The organism is Desulfitibacter alkalitolerans DSM 16504 (assembly GCF_000620305.1).
Lineage (GTDB): Bacteria > Bacillota > DSM-16504 > Desulfitibacterales > Desulfitibacteraceae > Desulfitibacter > Desulfitibacter alkalitolerans.
Genome location: NZ_JHVU01000025.1, coordinates 12,942 through 28,267, shown reverse-complemented (window position 1 = coordinate 28,267; position 15,326 = coordinate 12,942). Strand labels below are relative to the sequence as shown.

At 36.0% G+C, this 15,326-nt stretch carries 18 protein-coding genes; all 18 read right to left on the bottom strand.

Annotated features, from left to right (window positions below; genetic code table 11):
• Positions 1-315 precede the first annotated feature (315 nt).
• The 18 genes from K364_RS0103200 to cpaB all read right to left on the bottom strand — a co-directional run bounded on the left by K364_RS0103200 (position 316) and on the right by cpaB (position 15,320).
• Positions 316-525 carry a helix-turn-helix domain-containing protein gene (locus K364_RS0103200; RefSeq protein WP_035267765.1) on the bottom strand — a complete coding sequence of 70 codons (210 nt, stop codon included), beginning with the start codon at positions 523-525 and terminating at the stop codon, positions 316-318.
• Positions 526-670: 145 nt separating this feature from the next.
• Positions 671-1,312 (bottom strand): helix-turn-helix domain-containing protein, encoded by a 642-nt coding sequence (locus tag K364_RS26045; protein WP_084295468.1) that lies wholly within the window; start codon positions 1,310-1,312, stop codon positions 671-673.
• Positions 1,313-1,334: 22 nt separating this feature from the next.
• Entirely contained in the window at positions 1,335-2,348 is a 1,014-nt protein-coding gene (locus tag K364_RS0103190; RefSeq protein ID WP_028306813.1) for a hypothetical protein, read from the bottom strand.
• A complete protein-coding gene (locus tag K364_RS26905; protein WP_169734734.1) occupies positions 2,326-2,493 on the bottom strand; it encodes a hypothetical protein in 168 nt (55 codons plus the stop codon). Before K364_RS26905 ends, K364_RS0103190 begins: the two co-directional genes overlap by 23 nt.
• Before the next feature lie 43 nt (positions 2,494-2,536).
• On the bottom strand, positions 2,537-4,375 hold the full coding sequence (locus K364_RS0103180) for a VirB4 family type IV secretion system protein (RefSeq protein WP_028306812.1): 1,839 nt from the start codon (positions 4,373-4,375) through the stop codon (positions 2,537-2,539).
• On the bottom strand, positions 4,375-4,596 hold the full coding sequence (locus K364_RS0103175; protein WP_028306811.1) for a hypothetical protein: 222 nt from the start codon (positions 4,594-4,596) through the stop codon (positions 4,375-4,377). The genes K364_RS0103180 and K364_RS0103175 overlap by 1 nt, the downstream gene beginning before the upstream one ends.
• Before the next feature lie 64 nt (positions 4,597-4,660).
• Positions 4,661-5,335, bottom strand: a complete 675-nt coding sequence (locus tag K364_RS0103170) for a TraC-like domain-containing protein (RefSeq protein ID WP_028306810.1) — start codon at positions 5,333-5,335, stop codon at positions 4,661-4,663.
• An 11-nt stretch (positions 5,336-5,346) separates the two neighbouring features.
• Positions 5,347-5,727: a DUF3846 domain-containing protein gene (locus K364_RS0103165; protein ID WP_028306809.1), complete on the bottom strand. Its 381-nt coding sequence runs from the start codon at positions 5,725-5,727 to the stop codon at positions 5,347-5,349.
• 17 nt (positions 5,728-5,744) lie between these two features.
• Positions 5,745-7,010, bottom strand: a complete 1,266-nt coding sequence (locus K364_RS22710; protein WP_035267763.1) for a C40 family peptidase — start codon at positions 7,008-7,010, stop codon at positions 5,745-5,747.
• A gap of 71 nt (positions 7,011-7,081) precedes the next feature.
• Entirely contained in the window at positions 7,082-8,806 is a 1,725-nt protein-coding gene (locus tag K364_RS0103155; RefSeq protein WP_028306808.1) for a DUF8193 domain-containing protein, read from the bottom strand.
• Positions 8,807-8,876: 70 nt separating this feature from the next.
• Positions 8,877-9,419 (bottom strand): DUF6550 family protein, encoded by a 543-nt coding sequence (locus K364_RS0103150; RefSeq protein WP_028306807.1) that lies wholly within the window; start codon positions 9,417-9,419, stop codon positions 8,877-8,879.
• A gap of 86 nt (positions 9,420-9,505) precedes the next feature.
• Positions 9,506-10,054 carry a hypothetical protein gene (locus tag K364_RS0103145; RefSeq protein ID WP_035267813.1) on the bottom strand — a complete coding sequence of 183 codons (549 nt, stop codon included), beginning with the start codon at positions 10,052-10,054 and terminating at the stop codon, positions 9,506-9,508.
• On the bottom strand, positions 10,051-10,461 hold the full coding sequence (locus K364_RS0103140; protein WP_028306805.1) for a DUF4320 family protein: 411 nt from the start codon (positions 10,459-10,461) through the stop codon (positions 10,051-10,053). Before K364_RS0103140 ends, K364_RS0103145 begins: the two co-directional genes overlap by 4 nt.
• An 11-nt stretch (positions 10,462-10,472) precedes the next feature.
• Positions 10,473-11,345 (bottom strand): hypothetical protein, encoded by an 873-nt coding sequence (locus K364_RS0103135; protein ID WP_028306804.1) that lies wholly within the window; start codon positions 11,343-11,345, stop codon positions 10,473-10,475.
• A gap of 19 nt (positions 11,346-11,364) precedes the next feature.
• The gene (locus tag K364_RS0103130) at positions 11,365-12,306 is read right to left on the bottom strand and encodes a type II secretion system F family protein (RefSeq protein ID WP_028306803.1); all 942 of its coding nucleotides are present in this window, start codon (positions 12,304-12,306) and stop codon (positions 11,365-11,367) included.
• Entirely contained in the window at positions 12,303-13,667 is a 1,365-nt protein-coding gene (locus tag K364_RS0103125) for a CpaF/VirB11 family protein (protein WP_028306802.1), read from the bottom strand. Before K364_RS0103125 ends, K364_RS0103130 begins: the two co-directional genes overlap by 4 nt.
• Entirely contained in the window at positions 13,664-14,515 is an 852-nt protein-coding gene (locus K364_RS22705) for an AAA family ATPase (RefSeq protein ID WP_035267760.1), read from the bottom strand. Before K364_RS22705 ends, K364_RS0103125 begins: the two co-directional genes overlap by 4 nt.
• Positions 14,505-15,320, bottom strand: coding sequence for a Flp pilus assembly protein CpaB (cpaB, locus tag K364_RS0103115; protein WP_028306801.1), 816 nt, complete (start codon positions 15,318-15,320; stop codon positions 14,505-14,507). Before cpaB ends, K364_RS22705 begins: the two co-directional genes overlap by 11 nt.
• Positions 15,321-15,326: the final 6 nt, after the last annotated feature.

Sequence of the window (15,326 nt, the reverse complement as noted above, 5' to 3'; positions counted from 1 at the left end):
TATTATTGTAACTACTAATGCGATGACAAATAAAATAATAAACGCTTGCTAACTTGTTGTGTAATGAGCTCATACATATTGAAAAGTATCAGGACTATCTATAAAAATATTAAATAATGATAATAATAAAAAACGGTAGCTTAGAATATTTTGTGTAAATGGTTTTTAAAATTAAATTTGGTAATACTAAAATGGCTCTTACTCATTGCATTTCCATCCTTAATTTTAAAATCCCTGAAAGTCCATGCTTTACAATTTCTAAAAGCAAGTCTGCTCTAGCCATTGTTCTACTCCTTTCTTACAAAATGTAGAATTTTATTTATTAAACTTTTCAGTAATATTTTTAGTAATATTTTTACTAATGCAGTATTCATGAAGTCTATGTTTTGCTAATTTACTTGGAGAAGTTTTACCATTTTCCCATCTGTTGATGGTTGAAAAGCTAATGTTCAAATCATGGGCAAGTTGTTCTTGACTAATACTCAATTCTCTTCTTATTTCCTTTACTAAATCTCCAAAAGACATAAATACACCTCCAATTATCCATGATATATTATAGCATATGCTATAGCATCATACAACAACTTTACACTATGTTGTATTCATGTATCTATAGAGGTTTAAAATAATACTTCTTTTTCAATATCCCAGATCGTTACCCTGTATAGTTCTATGGTACTGCAAAATTGTCGCCCTCCCTGCGACAGTTATGTAAGGCAAGTACATCATTAACAAATTCAGTATTATTTTCTGCTATATATTTCTCCAATTTTTTACTTTCATTAAATAAGTAATAGCTATTACATTCGCCACCCTCATGTAATATTTTCTCGAAAATAGATTTTGAGCTACTGATATTTTTCTTTGCTTCTGTGCTAGCATTTTCTCTTACACAAGTACCGTCATTTTTTCTCTCATAGAATGAGAAATTGACATACTCAACACCTACGCTTTCCGTTTCATGTTTTTCTTCTTTTGTCTCTTCTAGTGGTTTTTCTAGTGTAGAAGGTGGCTGTTTTTGCTCATCTTCATTTCCATCATCAGGATTAAGCACAAGGGTATAAAGATTGGAACTCTGCCCGCCATTTTCCCTGAACCGGTAATCTTTCTTTACATATCCTGCATCAATAAGATCGTTTATCGCTCTTTGTACCGTCCTTGCACTCATGTTGCAGTCTTTTGCAATGGTTTTGACCGCTGGAAAGCAGGTGAATTCCTTATTGGCACGGTTTACAAGGTAGAATACAACAAGGGTAGCCCTTTTTGTTAAATTAGCACTGTATATTTGGTTAATTATGTCTGCTTTATTCATCAACGATAGCCTCCTTTCTACTTTAGGTGATTCTCTCGAAAATATATTCACTTAAAATATCCTTCCAGATACGGTTATTGACGGTGCCGTCAAATAGATCCGGCGAGTAGTCGGCAAAATGGACTATGCTATTTTCAATTTGTAAATCATTTTTTAAGCTAACCCTGCCACGTTCCGGAATAAAAGATAGTATTATATTGATAGATAATTCCTTAAGCTTCAAAATCGCATTATACAAGGCTTTGAGTTCATACGGTTTACAACCACCGCATACAATAACTACCTTACTATATTTAAGAGCCTTTAAATTCCCATCATTAAGCACTCCAAAGTCAAATACACTTAAGTCACTGTTTTCTTTGTTCCCTGATTTAATAGTCATATAATTTACGCCTTTGTATCTGATACACTCATCCTCAGCCTTCATCCCCTTATATACATTAGGCAAAGTATTCAAGTGATTATTGGCATTGGCCTCGATATAACTAACCTTGGCTCCGATAGAAGCTAAATAGTTTGCTAGATTCATTGCTGTTGTAGTTGTGCCAATCCTACTTAATACCCCTGCAATACCAATTGTTATATTTTCCCCTTTAAACGAATATTCCGGCATTAATTCTCCTGCAGCAGGACCTTTTATTATATCGTGATAACCCATTCCTTCGTCACTGACACACATAACGATTTCAGATTTTATTTCCTCAATTTCTGTTGCTGTTATGATGTTATAAATCCCTTCTTCAACAAGACGTGATACAAAAGGATTAGAATAGTTCATGCCTTCTGCAAAGATAATTAGCCGGGAATAATACATGGACTTAAAAGCAATAACGGCTTCCATGATTTCATCCTCTGTATCTTTTAATGCTGACAAATCAATTGCAACAAAAGAATAGTGGCTTAAATTTCGCATATCATTGATAACAAATTTCTTCAGGTAAAACTCGCCGGAAAGCTTTTTGACGATAATCCCCTGCTTCTTTACAAGGAAATCAAACAGCCCCACATTCTGATTACTTGTCATGTATAGCAACATCGTTTTTTACTCCTTCCACTGTAATAATAAAATCAGATGGAATATTTCTAGGTTCTTTTTCCGGCTTATAAGTAAACAGCAATATAATTCCGATAATGGCCAAGATAGCGTATATAATCAATTCTATTAATAGTTTTTTCTTCATTCCTCTCTCCTCCCCATATTTATGAATTATTAAAGCAGGCAGATTATCTTCCGCCTGCTTTGCCCATATACTCAAATTTATATTCCGGTATTTCAAATGTTACATGAAGTCGTTTAGAACCAATTATCACAAGTGCACTACCCCGTTTTTTGCTTGCTAAAAGTTCTTCCTCTACATCAGTGAGATTGTAAAGTTCCTTTGTTTCCTGCAAATTCTTCCCATCACACCCCATCAGGATTTTAAAGCATGGTATGTCAAGAAGTGCCTGTCCATACATTTTTATAGCAGGATCGAGAAAGTCAACAACGGAATGACTGATAATTGCTACGCCTGCTTCATATTTTCTTGAACGCTTTTCAACATTTCTTAAGAATACAAGGGATTGGGGAACATTAGGATCGATCATCAGATAAGCTTCATCAGCTATGAGCAGCACTCTTTCATTCCTGTTTTTGCTCATCTGCTGCCAACACCAGGTAAGGATATTAAAATACTGTGTCCTCTTGATATTGTCCGAAGTATTCTGTAAATCGTGAGTATCAAGGCAGATACATCTTGTATTGGTTTGAATAGAACTGTAACCGTTCCAAAGAAAAGAGTCGCTTCCCTTGGCAATATCTTTAAAAAGCACAGCAAGATCAGCATAAACATTGGGTTCGCTTTCCTTTCGTGTTTTTTCTTTATCCTGTGCCTTTTTTTCAATGAGTTTATACAGGTCTAAAAATATGGGGAAATCTTTATTATTTAGCTTTGATACATCCGTGTCCCATGTTATATCAAAGATATGGTAAAGCTCTATCAAGCAGTCTTTTAAAACAGCTTTTTGCATATCTGTCAGAGACGGCAGGTATAAGCTAAAAAATATCTCTATATTTTTAATATAGATGGCCATATCACCCATACCATGACCATCATCTTTATAAACCTCGTCATCATCATCTACCGGCGTAGGGCGTATTTGCAAAGGATTAATTCTACCGTTACTTCCACCACCGGCATTTATCCAGTCACCATTGAGAGCTTTGCATAATTCCTTATATTCTCTTTCAGGATCTATGAAGATTATTTTTGTCCCTTTCATATATTCTGATAAAGCAATATGTTTGACTGCCGTACTTTTACCCACTCCTGCAACACCCATAATTGTAAAGTTGGTATTGGTTCTATCGTTGCCACGCTTCCAAGGGTCAACCACAATTAAACCACCGCTTGTATCACGTCCAAAGTAATAGCCGGTTCTGTCATTATATCCTGAACTAGAGAAGGGAAAACCGCCGACAAAGCTTGATAATGGAATAATTCGCTGTACAATCTGATCAACACTCTCTTCCCTTGTATAAAAAGGAGAAAGGGTTTTAAATGCTTGCTCCTGCAAATTTGCAAGCCCTCTTGGTTTACACTTGGCTATTGCACAAACACTCTCGGTCTTTCTGCAAACTTTATTAAACAGTTCTTCATCCCTGGATATAGGCATGATGGTAATACCCATAAGCCCTACCGTCTCGCCATTTTGGTCAATCTGCACCATGATACGTTCACCGTCTTTTGCTGCTCTTTCAGCTCTTTTCTGTACTAACGGGTCTTTTGCACTTTCAGCAGTACCACGGCTTTGGATAACGCTTCTCGAAAGGCTTTCAATAAAAGCACCGTTGTCGATAGGCGTAAAAGATATACTGACAATGGTGCCGGGAATGTTTGTAAGCTTGGCAAGCCAGCCAAAGTCTACTTTTTGCGGATATTTAACAATTCCATATACTTTTCCGGTATTTTCACCTATAACAAGACTGTTTCTCTTTATTTCAAATCCCATTGGTGTAATAATATTTAAAAGTGCATTATTTAGTGATATTTCTATTTGTGTATTCTTTTTATTCTTAATCATTATTCCATCTCCATTTCTTCATCATAATGATTATCTAAATATTTGTCCTCTGATAGTATTTGAGGATTAATCGGTCTTCCTATTTCATAGCTCTCTTGTATTTCTCTATCAAATTCCTCTTTATCTTTATAATACAGCGTTTCCATAACCTCGCCTTTCATAGAATAAAAATCAATTTTCCCATAAAAATTACTGGCTTTTTCATTGTCTATATATGCCATAATAAATCCCCCACGTTTTTAGCTTTACAAGTTATGCTATATCTTTTTTAATATATTGCTAACCCTAAATTAAAGGAATAGTAGCCTCAAACTCACTATCCTCAATGTTTGAATAAGCAGGATTATTTATCAGATTGCAAAGCTTTACAATGTCATTTTGTTTTAAAATTTCACAGCGGATGTTACTGCTCTCAAATTTAGATACAAACTCATAGCATCGTTTTGAGATATCTCGTTCCACGCTGTTCTCATACTGCTCCCATAGCATGATATAAAATTGCCTTTCCACCACTTCTCCCGAAAGGGCATAGTTACTCATAACAAGCATTTCATTTCTTAGCAGGTCTTTTTGTTTGCGGTCGCTTGTCGTTCCAATAATTTTGGTATATTCATTAATAAGCGGTGATATATCCACCGGACGGGATACGGCAAGGAATTTAAATGGTTTCTGCTCACTTGATAATTCCGCTGTCAGACTCTTGCACAACTGCTTTTTCTCTTGCTCAGAAAGCAACTCAATACTGATTGGATCAATTTTTATATACATGACGATATATCCATCTCTTGTATACAAGTATTTATCCTTTATATCTTTGACATTTACGAAATCATTGGCAGTTTGCTGTTCAACGCTAACTGTTTGCTCTCTTCTACCAGAGCTTACTTTCATCATAAATAAAAAAATGCCACCGCCTATCAGGCAAATGGCAATCACAATAATCGGTATAATCGGATTCATCATTATCCTCCTTACATCTCCGGTTCATAATCTGCGTCCAGACCGTAAACCTCAACAATTGCTGTTTCCTCTACTTCTTCATTGGTATATTCCTCTGGTTCTTTAAACCGCTCATAGAACTTTTGCAGTTGTTCGTCCGTAAGAGATATAAATTCGCCTTCACATCGGTCACAACCGCAAATAAAAAACGTGCCTGCTATTATATCTCTGCCGACACGTCGATTACCTTCAAGTCCCAGTAACTTTCCTTCTTCATTACATATAAGAGTAGCATTTTCGTCAATATCTACCGGTTGAATTAAGCCTCCAACCACCTTTTGCATAGCCGATAGGCTGTTATTAATTTTTGCTTCATAAGGTTCTTTCCTCGGTTCAATAATTAAAATTCTCATTTCATCCTATCCTTTCATTAGTGTTTTATTGTGATTTCTTGTGTTAAAACTACCGGTCTCCTGAAATATCTAAATCCTGTTGCTTTGGCTTCGGTTACATCTACATTGTTGGAACCCGATGCACAATGAGCTACCATTATCTTGTCACCTTCCTCAATACTGACTACAATACCCACATGGTTAACCTTGCGGGTACCGGGAATATAAAAAACAGCTATATCTCCAGACAGCACTTGTTGTTCAGATATGGGGATGGATAACTCCCACTGCCTCGTTACACCGTGCCCTACCGTGTCATTTATGTTTTCGACCGGTACACCTGCATTAATAAATACCCATGTAACATATCCTGAACAGTCAAGCCCAAATGGTCTACTCGTTCCGGTTGAGGAGCTACCCGGTGATGTGACTTCGCTCATTTCTCCCCAGCGACTATCCCAGCCGATCACGTGACTTTTTCCACCCCAAAAGTAATTCACTCTTCCCACAATACTGTAAGCAGCCATTACAACTTTTTTTCTTTGCAAATCCAAATCTGCTGGTAACATAGCTCTTATTTTTGAGATCTCCTCCTGTGTCAACACTGTATTACCAGTTCTTCCGGTAGCACCTGACATTAACATGGCATATTCACTACTTCGAATTTCAGCAAGCAGCTTTAACTGGATTTCATTAAAATTAAAACCGTCCACTACTTCTTCACATGTAAGACTGTCTACATATACTTTTTTTATTTTTCTTGTCACTGTTGTAGATTCTGTTTTGGTTTTACCATTTTCTCCAGCTGTTTCAGTCACTATTTCCTTTTCAATTTCCTCAATCTCAACAGTTATTCTATTCATATCCCGGTAAATATCTTTGAGCCTGCTTATTTGCTTTTTATTTAACATTGCCACCTGTTCGCCATTTTCATTATCTGTATTTGCTTCCACTGCAAATAAAGCCAAAACTTCCCCTGAATTATCAATAATGGTGCCATCTTCACTTCCCATAATAATAAGCTGTATGTCATCAATACCATCCTCCGGAATTTGTTCTGCTTCTATCCTCTGGGAAAACTCATATTTAAGGTTTTGCATAACAGTACTGATTGGTAAACTTTCTACTCCCGCACCCCCACCTGTTATTGCAAAGAAAATGGCAAAGGGTGAAGCAAGAATAAGTAGAATTATGATAAATGGAACAAGCACAGCACCAATGACAATGTTTCTTACATTCCTGTCCGTTGCTACTTTTTCAGCTGCAAGTAGTATAGCCTTAACTGTTGCCGGATCTAACGCCATGAAAAACACCTCTTTACGCCAAAAAGACGCAGATAACTATTACCTGCGTCTTATCAATAAATTAATCTTCTTTATTTTTTCGGACCAACATGCCAGTCATCATATAGGCTCCCTTTGATTGTTATTTCATCCGTTAAGTTTATGGATAACATGCCATCAGGTGTCCAGGCATCTATCACTTCTGCATAAACTGTATATTTTCCATCGGGAAACCAAACTGGCGTAAAATGCACTCTTTGATTATAGGTAGAATATTTATTACTTTTAAGTTGAAATTTTGCCGAATACCCACCTGTTGTTCTCTCCAGCAGCCTTAGATAATCTTGATAGTGGAACTCAGGATAATAGGATAATACATTTTGCGCACCTGTAATATGTGAACTTGGAGCATTAGAATTAAAGTTTGTGGATACATCCATATTAATCCCATAGCCTGATTTCATAGTAGATGATGAAGCTGTAGGCACCTTGTTGTCCGGCTTAATCTTGATGGTTGAGGATAGACTTGCACTATAGCTTATCCACTCATATTTCCAATCTCCATTATCTACCCAACTTCCGTTATCTTCCCAATATCCTCCACCTTCTCCATCGTCATACCAATCCCAATCCGATTCCCATTCCCATTTCGGTTCCCAATAGCAGTCCCATTCTCCCCAAGTAGCAGTTGTCTTTTGAGGTTTATTAGGAATAGCAGGTATTTTAAAACCTTCGTTTCTATCATTAGCAATTGGGTTTGGCGGCACTTTCTCATTGAGATCTACTATATTAGCTGTAATGGTTGATTTGCTCAACGATGCACCACTTACGCTTACATCAATCTTCACTGTTTGTGGAGTAATAGGTGTACGCCATTTAAACCATACAAGCTGGGATTCTCCTTCTGGAATATAAATATTATTAACTGTATAGGTTCTGCCATTTACTCTAAACTCTACTGTAATGGGATTATCAGGTGTACGTCTTCTTCCTGTGGTTACTGTAACAGCAGTTATAACGTCTGTATCGCATCTGTATTCGTAATCATGGCTACTTATTTCAGGAACTTCTTCTATTTCCCTAAAACTAACAATCCCAAGACCCAATGATGATTTAATCTGAGCATTTGTAACATTTTGATTGGTTGATCCAGACCATATTGGGAAACCTAAATCGGATTTTTCCAAAAACATTGCAAAAGGTAAATTTTTATGGGATAAACTTCCCATTTCACTTCTAAGTCCACCACTTAATTGTTCATCATATAAAGCTGCTTCATGGGCTGTCATCCCCATTTTTACTCCTTGAAAAGTCATGTAGGCTATAGGCTCTAAGAGAATCTTGTATTCTCCATTAATCAATGTCTCAAAATTAATTTCTGTAATATCTGCTATTAATTTGACTGCATATTCAGAGCAAAAATAGCTTTTTATAGCATCTATATTTACATTGCCATCAGTGCTTATTATTCGTGGGATTGGATTAGTAGGATTATAATATCTGTAGACGCTTGTATAAGGGATTATTGAGCTACCGCTTACATAAGTGATTTTGCTTTTCTTGCCGAAGTGTACTTGAGTACTATCCTGATTTCTATTTGTAATGTCTATGGGAGTGGTAACTGGAGTATTGTCATAGTTTTTTATGACAGTTACTCTTACCCCGTCATTTCCAGAACTCCAAAAGTTTTGACTAGTTCCACTTCCTACATCTCCCCCACCACCGTCAAAATTGCCATCTCCCTTAGCGAGAACATCTAGTGGAAAAATACTTATCAACAACACAAAGATAATGATAAATATTATTGTTTTTTTCACCCTGACACCTCCAAAATAAAAGAGAGTACAGCATTTGCCATACTCTCATTTTACTAGCTCTATTCTATTTTTAATTCATATTTCCAATTTGCTTATTAATATCTCCCTCAGAATCAACGATATGCCCCTCTCCTCCACCGCCTTTATCATCAACCCATCCAAATCCAGGTATATATATTTGACCTTTATTATTTCTTTCGTCACCCTTTGGAGTTTCAGGCTGGGCACTTGGTTTTACCTCTTTTTCCTCATAGATAGGTACTTTATTCTTATCAGTAATATCATCCTTTGACTCTGGTTTTTCTTTAGGTGGTTCAGGTATTACAACTTCCTCTTTTTTCTTGGAGCTGTCGGTATTGGTGTTAGGATTTATAGTGCTTTCCTTTTCATCTATTATAGGACCTTCAACTTCTGATGGCCCTTCAATCCCATTAATCTCGTTTTCTTCTATTTTTATCTGCAACTCTCCATTATCCGCTATAGCAACATTGATATCTTCATTGTTATCCTTTTCTATGAAGGGTGATATTAAAAGACCGCCCATAACGATAACACTTAATAATAAGAGAGAAACCACTATATTCTTTCTTGTATTTATATTTAATCTTTTCATTTTCTAACGACCTCCTTTTCAGCATAAAAAGGTTAACAACGCATTTTTTTACTCAATTCAACTTTTATGTAAGTGATATATTCACTTTAAAATTTCGACGTATATCCTGCTAAAACCTTCAAATTTGTTTTTAAAGGTGGTAGTTTATTCCACCCAAAGGATAATGGCACTTCAAGGATTATAAAGGCTTCTGCTTCAAACCTTTGAACATTTTCTATATTAGATGGGGCAAAGGGAGTATTTTTAAGATTAACATTAAGATTTGACAGCCTAAATTCCATTTCTCCCCCAGTTGTTTTAATATGATATATACCTTCGGTTTCAAGACCAAGCAAACTGTCAAGTTCAGTATATACATCCCCTGTATCCAATTGGCTTTGCCACTGATCTGAATCAGATAAATAGTATCCTCCACTATAGCCTTCACGAAGTCCGTTATATAAATTGTCGTAGTTTTCTGTGGCTACTGAAATAACAGCAGTTTGCAGAGCATCTCTAACACCCTTTGCAATTATTTGAAGCCTCATGTATTCACTCGCAGCACTAAATATAAGGATCAATGACATAACTATAGCACAAGCCAAGGGAAGGGCATTTCCTTTTTTCTCCTTCAATAACCTTCTTACTTTTGTCATTTCCAATAGACTTCACTCCTTCCCTTTGCCTTTGAAGTAAGTTCAATAGGAAAAGAACCGAAGCTAAAAAAGCCTATATCTACAGTTTGTGTTACGGTTACAGTCATTTCATTATTTAATTGAATTTTATTTGTTCCACTGATATAAGCAGCTTCCCATGAAATATCAGGATTAAGTCCGGTTTGTTCTGTTAAATCTTGTGCTTTTTTAGTTACTTCAGTTCCGATGCGGCCTGTAATCTGAGCTTCTCTACATAGCTCATTTGCAACAGTGTTTAATTGGTTTTTGACGATAAATACAGGAAATATTTTTACTGCAAGGGCAATTACTAACATAGCTGATATTACGATAACAACTGTATCAATGTATCCTTCGCCTCGTTTGGATTTTATTAAATTTTTCAAAATTCCCACCTCCCCTAAAACATATCTCCAAGGGTTTTAACGATTTCAACACCCATTACAGCAAGATACATAAATATAAAGCATAAAAGCATGGCAAAGGAATACTTTCTTATTTTTGCAGGTTGTTTGGCAGCTATAGTTTTAAGCCTTTGCAGTTCCAGCTGTTTTAGGTCATGGGATAGCATTTGAAAATATACTACCGAGTTATCTCCACGAATTACCCCAATTAATCCTCTTACAACCTCGGATAAAGATGAGCTTCCAAGTCTTGTTTCAAACCTTGTAAGAGCCGCTTCATAACTGCCAGATTTCATATCTGCAACTGTTATTTCCAATTCTTTTTTCATGCTTTTCCCTGCACTCTTTTTATAGGTTTCTAAAATTGATAAGACATCTCTACTTGCCTTTAGCTCTTGAGTAAGGGTAGATGCAAATCTAGGCAATTCGTATTCAATTTCTTCTTTCTGCTTTTTAACAGCTTCTTCTGCCCTTCCTATTTCCTTGAAATATACCGCAATACTTAAAAATAATATTATGGGACTGATTATTGGTAAAATTAATAAAGCAGGAATTATACTCAGTAGTATAAGACCTGCTTTCACAAAGGCTTTTGCTATATAGGTTTCCGGGGATAAATTTATCTGTGCTGACTTTAAGCTGGTAATCATTTTCCGCTTCTTGTAAGCATTGATTTTAATAAATTTAGCTAGCTTCGTTGATATATCTATTACCCATACATCAAAGTTCTTTGCTTTTTTCTTTTGACGTCTGCTTACATTTAAAATTGCTTTAGAAGCTTGATAGGTTGGTAGTTTCACTAAATCTGCCATAACCATATAGGACCCAAAAGAAAAAAAACACATAAAAGCAATTAATATACCTAACACCTTGTCACCTCCATTCCCTTTAATCTTGTTGGACTTTCCGATATTCAACAGGTTTGGTCAGTTTAATCACCGCTGCCAAAGAGATAAATATTGCCATGGCACATATTGCCAGTATTGCTTTACCTATAGCTGTATACATCAAGGTTTCATACCAGGATTTATTCAAGAAATACATCAGTGGAATATTTCCTACAAGAAGTATTGTCATGGTGATAAACTCTTTCATGGGCTCATAAAGCAAATAATCCAGCTCCGCTCCCACAATGCGCATATCTGAAAGTTTCGATACGATTGGATTTAAGGTATTTTTTAAGTTTTTGTCCTCTTGGCAAACAATAACAGTATCTACCCATTCCCTGAATACATCATTATCTATTTTTAGCTTTAAATTTTCCAGAGCCATTTTAATATTTGAATTGATAAGCTTTGTTTGTGTCAAAAAGCTCTTAAAAACATCTGCAACCGGTGGATTAATATAAGCTACATTTTCGTCAACTGCTGTGATAATACTTTCACTTCTTAGATAGGATGTAGTAATTACAGAAAGTGCTGTTTCAAGCTCTGCATTTAACTGTTTCTTGTAAAATGTAGCTGTAAATTTAATATACCAAAAGGGTATGAGCGAAAATCCTCCAGCAAGTACTGGAATTAAAAAGAAGTTATTCATGGATATTGCTATCATTACACCCAAAATAAATAAAGCAAAAGATGCTATACATAAGCTTGAAAACTGATTACTCTTATCAGTAGCTTCTAGAATTTCCTTGGTCTCTTTTACTAGAAGTTTCAACCCTTTTGGCTTCTTCTTATTTATAGCTTCTTTAACCCTTGATTTTATGGTTTTCTTATTCTCTTTAAAGGGTTTTGACAGAGCTTCTGCAAATTCAAAGGGTGATAAGGAAAGGAGTATAAAGCTACCTGCCACAAGCCCTAAGAATGCAATTAGATTTAATAAGGTCACTTCATTTCACCTTCCTTTCCTTCCTCTTGGAGTAGTAACTGCTCTAATATGGTTAAAGGCATACCATTTTCAAGCAGCCTTTTTTGCAGGCTCTTTGATAGGTTGTTTACTTTCTTATAATTTCCGATTATCTTTAGCTTTCCATCTACGGCTTTGTTTTCTTTAATATTAAAACGAAAAAGAGTGTGAAGCTGCCTTCTTCCATCGGGCATAATTTCACACTCTGTTATTTCCATTATTTTTCTTGAGTTATCTTCAAGTTTTTTAGAAAACAGGACAATTGGAAAGGCTTCTGTAACCAATGAATACAAGGTATCATCATTAATATCATATTTCATTTTACATAGCGTTACTATTCTGAAATATGTTGCTTCACAGCTATTTGCATGAGTGGTTGTTATGACTGCATGTCCGGTTCTTGCCGCTTCCTGGGCTGCAAAAGATTCATCCCCTTTCATTTCCGCAACACATATATAGTCCGGATTTGCTGTCAATGCACTTTCAAGAAGTTTTTCCTGATCGATATTTTGTCTTTTATCCTCACTGTAACGAGTAACGGTATGCACCACATTATTGATGATATTACCCTTTTCATCTTCTTTAACGAGGTTAAATTCCCGTGTACCGTTTTCTATAGTAAAGATACGCTTATCGTCAGGGATGGTGGATAACAGCCAGCTCATCAAAGTGGTTTTCCCGGAACTGGTTGCACCAGTAACACACATGCTTAAACCGTATCTAAGGCAAATACTTAAAAAATCAAGCATTTCTTCTGTTGCTGTACCATGCCTAATAAAATCTTCTTTGGTTAACTTTTGCGGATTGACAATACGGATGGATGCGGCAACACCGCTGTCCTCATCAATAATACCATTGCCGAACACGGTTATTCTGATTTTATTTGATAAATGACCTCTTACAATAGGCTGTGAGTTATCTAATATCATCCCGGATTTATGAAGCAGCCGCCTTATTACATCAATGGCATGGGAAGGCGAATTGAATTTTTCTTTTGCAGGCAGTATTTGACCATTGGTGTAGGTTATTTTAATGTCTCTCCAATGGTTGATATTGATTTCTTCTATATCATTTCTAAACAGATATTTTGTCAGGAATGAAAACTCTGCCATCTCTGAGTATAATTTTTCTACAAGCTCATCGAAGGACAGTCCTTCTACCCCAAGAGAATAGTCCATCAGATATTTTGCAATATATGATTTGATCTGCTCCCGCTGCTCTTTTGGGTTACTGGATATAAGGGTAGAATATTTGCTTGAAATATACTCTTGAACTTCCTGAAGTATGTCGGCAAACTGCTTTATATTCTGCCCTGTATTGAAAAATATTGCCGCATTGTTCATGACCTGCCTCCTCTCATGCCCATCAAGACTTTATCTAAAAATGAAGCTCCTGCCTCTTTTATTTTTTTTGTTTTAGCAGGTTTTGGTTCTTGTTTCACTTCCAAGTTTTTATTCAATACAGAAGTAATTATCTGTTGAATTGTTTGCGTATATTTGATACTCTGCTTTGATTCAAGGGTTCCAAACAACCGTCCGGTTAAATACTGTTCTACAATTTCCTCTATATAAGGCAGTTCATACATAACCCCATTATATTTTTCTGCCATCAGCTCACTGGGTTCATCTGCTTTTACTTTAGACAGCACTTTGATATGCCTGTCTGTATTAAAGCGTCTGTCAGCAAGCAGGGGCAGGGATGAATTGAAATAGGACAATGCCTTTAAATTACAATTTGATAAACGAATCACACTGTCCGCTAATTCAATGGCAGTTACTGAAAGCAGATCAGAAATGAAAAACGCCGAACAATCAACTACTACATAATCTGCAATATGACGTAAAAGTATTAATAAATCTACTGCTCTGTCTTTAGCATATTTAGCATAAGTAAAGCTATTTTCCCCCTGTGAGTATCCAAGCAGGCTAATATACTCATTTTTGTCCAGTGTAATACATTTCGATAAAATCTTTTCTTGAGTAATTTCTGGAGCCGAAAGTAAGCTCCCCAAAGACTTTTCATCTGTATTTTTATCTGGAAGCACCATCATTAAATCAGGAGCAATAGTATCACAGAACACCAGTATGACATTTTTCTTTTTTAAAGCTAGTTCTCTGGCCATCTTAATACTTGTAACTGTTTTTCCTGACGATGGATTACCCCAAACTGCAATTATTTGATTATTCTTCATTGATTATTTCTCCCTCCGTTTTTTCAGATTCTAGCCCGGACACGAGATTATCCTCTGATTTATCGTCTGCTTCTAATTCGGGATGCAAAATCCTATTAATAACTCCCTCCTGCTCATCCAAAAATTTTTGTGCATTTTCTTGGCTTCCCCTGTAAACCAAAGTAAAATGTATTTTACTTTTTTCTTCAAGTTCTGCAAGCAGTCTTGCTTGTGTTGGGTTAACAGCTAATGTTACAGTAGAAGGCAGTTCCCCTTCTTCGCCTGTCATATGACTGGTTTTATCTAAGCCTTGATTATTAGTTACCGCAAGAACCTTAACGTATTGAAGTTCAACAGGTACAACCGTTTCTCTGAATTCTCCGTAATCAACTGCAATAATGGATACTATATCCCCTTTTTCAAGCTTCCCGGATAAACCTGTAGCAAAGGATTTAATAGTTACTGATATGGCTCTTTGTGCTCCATTAAACTCATATAAGTATTCATTTTCCGCTAATGCATTATCAGAAACCTTTGTATTTAGTACATAGTCACCTTTGAATAAATCTGCTTTTGCATATTTGCCGACTACATTATCCTTGTTTTTCAGCACTGATCCGGGCAGGTTATATCTGCCGACTTCTACGACTTCCACTTGTGCATTGGTTATCAATTCACCTTTTGAAACGTCTTTTGTTATTCTTACTACTTCTGTTTTGGCCTGTAACGCCTTATTAAACATTGGCGTTAAGGCAAAACAGATAATCAGCGACAACACGATGCATGTAAGACCTAATACTGTTCTGTTTCTCAAAATATTCTTCATTGAAAC

Bases quoted from the DNA above. Each gene is read 5' to 3' on its own strand.
- K364_RS0103200 (WP_035267765.1), bottom strand. From the start codon at position 525: ATGTCTTTTGGAGATTTAGTAAAGGAAATAAGAAGAGAATTGAGTATT.
- K364_RS26045 (WP_084295468.1), bottom strand. From the start codon at position 1,312: ATGAATAAAGCAGACATAATTAACCAAATATACAGTGCTAATTTAACA.
- K364_RS0103190 (WP_028306813.1), bottom strand. From the start codon at position 2,348: ATGTTGCTATACATGACAAGTAATCAGAATGTGGGGCTGTTTGATTTC.
- K364_RS26905 (WP_169734734.1), bottom strand. From the start codon at position 2,493: ATGAAGAAAAAACTATTAATAGAATTGATTATATACGCTATCTTGGCC.
- K364_RS0103180 (WP_028306812.1), bottom strand. From the start codon at position 4,375: ATGATTAAGAATAAAAAGAATACACAAATAGAAATATCACTAAATAAT.
- K364_RS0103175 (WP_028306811.1), bottom strand. From the start codon at position 4,596: ATGGCATATATAGACAATGAAAAAGCCAGTAATTTTTATGGGAAAATT.
- K364_RS0103170 (WP_028306810.1), bottom strand. From the start codon at position 5,335: ATGAATCCGATTATACCGATTATTGTGATTGCCATTTGCCTGATAGGC.
- K364_RS0103165 (WP_028306809.1), bottom strand. From the start codon at position 5,727: ATGAGAATTTTAATTATTGAACCGAGGAAAGAACCTTATGAAGCAAAA.
- K364_RS22710 (WP_035267763.1), bottom strand. From the start codon at position 7,010: ATGGCGTTAGATCCGGCAACAGTTAAGGCTATACTACTTGCAGCTGAA.
- K364_RS0103150 (WP_028306807.1), bottom strand. From the start codon at position 9,419: ATGAAAAGATTAAATATAAATACAAGAAAGAATATAGTGGTTTCTCTC.
- K364_RS0103145 (WP_035267813.1), bottom strand. From the start codon at position 10,054: ATGACAAAAGTAAGAAGGTTATTGAAGGAGAAAAAAGGAAATGCCCTT.
- K364_RS0103125 (WP_028306802.1), bottom strand. From the start codon at position 13,667: ATGAACAATGCGGCAATATTTTTCAATACAGGGCAGAATATAAAGCAG.
- K364_RS22705 (WP_035267760.1), bottom strand. From the start codon at position 14,515: ATGAAGAATAATCAAATAATTGCAGTTTGGGGTAATCCATCGTCAGGA.
- cpaB (WP_028306801.1), bottom strand. From the start codon at position 15,320: ATGAAGAATATTTTGAGAAACAGAACAGTATTAGGTCTTACATGCATC.